The sequence below is a fragment of the Bacteroidales bacterium genome (assembly GCA_041671145.1).
Lineage (GTDB): Bacteria > Bacteroidota > Bacteroidia > Bacteroidales > JAHJDW01 > JAQUPB01.
This window is the reverse complement of the sequence record JBAZBZ010000084.1, coordinates 1-3,343: the sequence shown is the minus strand read 5'-3', so window position 1 is coordinate 3,343 and position 3,343 is coordinate 1. Positions and strand designations below refer to the sequence as shown.

Genomic DNA, 3,343 nt, shown 5'->3' with positions numbered 1-3,343 from the left:
TCCGATCTTGAAAAAAATAAAATCAAATATCACATTATTAATGTTGTTCGCATTGTTTTTTCTTCCTGTAATAAACAGTTTTGGAAATGAAGGACAAGGAAATGTGCTCGGTTCAGTTTTAGACGACCAAAGATACAATAAAGCCATACATATAATGGCTATGTTAATTTTAGGTTTTGGTTTCCTAATGGTGTTTGTTAGAAAATACGGACGTTCAGCATTAACAGCAACTTTCCTTTTAGTAAGTATTTCTATTCCTGTTTACATGATACTTAATAATTTCGGAGCTTTTCCTAAAGTTCACAACGAAATTGAATTACTTATTCTTTCAGAATTTACTGCTGCAAGTTTATTAATAGCAGCAGGAGCTATTCTCGGACGCGTGAAGATGCCTCAATATCTTTTGCTTGGATTATTGTTCGTTCCTTTTTACATGTTGAATGAATGGATTGTTGTTAATGGCGGTCTAGATATTATAGGAAAAGGAAGTGTTATTGATACCGGCGGTTCAATTGTTATTCATGCTTTCGGTGCTATTTTCGGATTAGGTGTTGCCCTCACAATGACAACCAAACAGGAATTTGAAAAACCTATCCAAACAGATGCAACAAGCGATAGATATTCAATGCTTGGAAGCATGGTGCTTTGGGTTTTCTGGCCAAGCTTTTGTGCAGCTCTTGTACCAAGTATTGCAGTACCCCATACAATTGTAAATGTTATTCTGGCTCTTTGCGGCTCTACACTTGCAACATATATAATTTCTATTTCGTTGAGAGGTAAAATCAGTATTGCCGACATTGCAAATGCAGCTTTAGCGGGTGGTGTTGCTATCGGTTCTTCGTGCGATTCTGCTCCTCATTCTCTCGCAATTATAATCGGAATTATAGCCGGTGCATTATCTACATTCGGGTTTGCAGTTATTCAGTCAAAACAACAAAAACTAATGAAGCTTGTAGATACATGTGGTGTTACCAATCTTCACGGATTACCCGGATTGTTTGGCGGTCTTGCTGTCTTACCGATAGTTAAAAATATTAACATGGGAAGTCAGTTATTAGGAATTGTAATTACTATTGCAATAGCATTTATTGGTGGATTTATTACCGGAAAAATACTTCCTCTTATGGGCAGAAAGAAAGAAGCTTATGAAGATGCCGAAGAATTTCTTGATGCTGAGGAATAGGTATTCTGTTGAAAATTGACTTTTTTACAGAAAAGTTCCTTATCTTTGCACAACCTTAAACTAAAAACTTAGTTTTGCCCAGGTGGTGGAATTGGTAGACACACCAGCTTGAGGGGCTGGCGGTCGAAAGATTGTGCAAGTTCGAATCTTGTTCTGGGCACTAAGAAAAGTTTAAAGTTTTTAGTTTAAAGTTTTCTGTTCTTAACAATTAACATTTTTTTAACCACAAACTACAAACATTTCAAATTCAACTTTTCACTTACAATTTCCGAAATTTTTTCAATAGCAATTCTATCCTGCAACATCGAATCGCGGTATCTTATAGTTACAGTATTGTCATGTAATGATTGGTGGTCAATTGTAATGCAGTAAGGCGTTCCGATTGCATCCTGCCTTCTGTATCGTCTGCCTATTGCATCTTTTTCATCGTACTGACACATGAAATTATATTTCAGTACATCCATTATTTCGCGTGCTTTTTCAGGCAATCCATCTTTTTTTACAAGCGGCAGAACAGCCAATTTTATTGGTGCAAGTATTGGCGGAATTTTCAATACCACACGTGTTGTGCCATCTTCAAGCGTTTCCTCATTATATGCATAGCTCATAATTGCAAGAAAAGTTCTGTCAAGTCCGATTGATGTTTCAACTACAAAGGGAACATAGCTTTCATTTGTTTCGGGGTCGAAGAACTGAAGTTTTTTTCCTGAAAACTTCTGATGTGCCGATAAATCAAAATCAGTACGCGAATGAATTCCTTCAAGTTCTTTAAATCCGAATGGAAATTCAAATTCAATATCTGTCGCAGCATTTGCATAGTGCGATAATTTTTCGTGGTCATGAAAACGATATTTTGTTTCGGGAATTCCTAATGAAAGATGCCATTTCAATCTTTTCTCTTTCCAGTATTTAAACCATTCAAGTTCTTCACCTGGTTTAACAAAGAATTGCATTTCCATTTGTTCAAACTCGCGCATACGAAAAATAAACTGACGTGCTACAATTTCATTCCTGAATGCTTTTCCGATTTGTGCAATACCAAAAGGTATCTTTACTCTCCCCGATTTTAATACGTTTATATAATTAACAAATATTCCCTGCGCAGTTTCGGGACGAAGATAAATTGTATCTGCGCCTTCGCCTGTTGAGCCCATTTGTGTTGAAAACATAAGATTGAATTGACGAACATCAGTCCAATTCTTAGTTCCTGAAACCGGACAAACAATTTCAAGTTCTTCAATTATTTTTTTCACATCGGCAAAATCGCTTTTCTCAAGCGACACATAAAATCTTTTTTTAATCGAATCAATTTTAGTTTGATAATCTATTACTCTTTGGTTTGTTGTTCTGTACTGCTCTTCGTTAAAGGCATCACCAAATTTTGCTGCAGCTTTTGTTACTTCCTTATTAATTTTTTCTTCAATTTTTGCAATATAATCTTCAATTAAAACATCGGCACGATAGCGTTTCTTCGAATCTTTATTATCTAGCATCGGGTCGTTAAAAGCATCCACGTGTCCAGAAGCTTTCCAGATTGTAGGATGCATGAAAATTGCAGAATCAATGCCTACAATGTTTTCATTATACTGAACCATTGCTTTCCACCAATAATTTTTTATATTATTTTTAAGTTCCACACCATACTGACCGTAGTCGTAAACAGCACTAAGTCCATCATAAATATCACTCGATGGAAAAATAAATCCGTATTCTTTGCAATGTGAAATTATCTTCTTGAATAGTTCTTCGTTGTTTGACATTTTTTTGTTATTAAAAAATTAAAGATTTAAAAATTGATTTTAACAATTACAAAAGTAAAAAATATTTAAAATAACAATTGCGGATTATTTAAATAGCAACACTGTGTGGATGCAACATTATGACAGAAAATGAACCATATATTAAATGAATGACCCCGAGGCAGAGCCTCGAGGTATCAGTGCAATTTACATACGTCTTTCTAAACATCAAACAGTTTTAATTGCCCACGATATAATTGTTTATATTCCTTTCCCTTTCCTTGTTCTCGCAAATATTTTTTTATTACTTCCTCATTCCCATACTGCCCTACAGTATTTGCATAATATCCACTTGTCCAAAAATTTCCTCCCCACAATATTTGATTTACTTCTGGATGTATTCTGAAAATTTCCTTTGCCA

3 protein-coding genes and 1 tRNA gene are annotated in these 3,343 nt (G+C 35.0%); 2 read left to right on the top strand and 2 right to left on the bottom strand.

What is annotated here, in order from left to right; genetic code table 11:
- On the top strand, positions 1–1,183 hold a 1,183-nt coding region (locus tag WC223_13995), incomplete at its 5' end, for a hypothetical protein (protein MFA6925352.1).
- Positions 1,184–1,259: 76 nt separating this feature from the next.
- Positions 1,260–1,343: transfer RNA gene (locus tag WC223_13990), tRNA-Leu, on the top strand.
- Between the two features lie 70 nt (positions 1,344–1,413).
- On the opposite strand, the gene WC223_13985 is transcribed toward WC223_13990, so the two are convergent.
- Both WC223_13985 and WC223_13980 read right to left on the bottom strand, forming a co-directional pair.
- The gene (locus WC223_13985; GenBank protein ID MFA6925351.1) at positions 1,414–2,943 is read right to left on the bottom strand and encodes a glycine--tRNA ligase; all 1,530 of its coding nucleotides are present in this window, start codon (positions 2,941–2,943) and stop codon (positions 1,414–1,416) included.
- Between the two features lie 200 nt (positions 2,944–3,143).
- A partial coding sequence (locus tag WC223_13980; GenBank protein ID MFA6925350.1) for a transposase occupies positions 3,144–3,343 on the bottom strand: 200 nt, incomplete at its 5' end.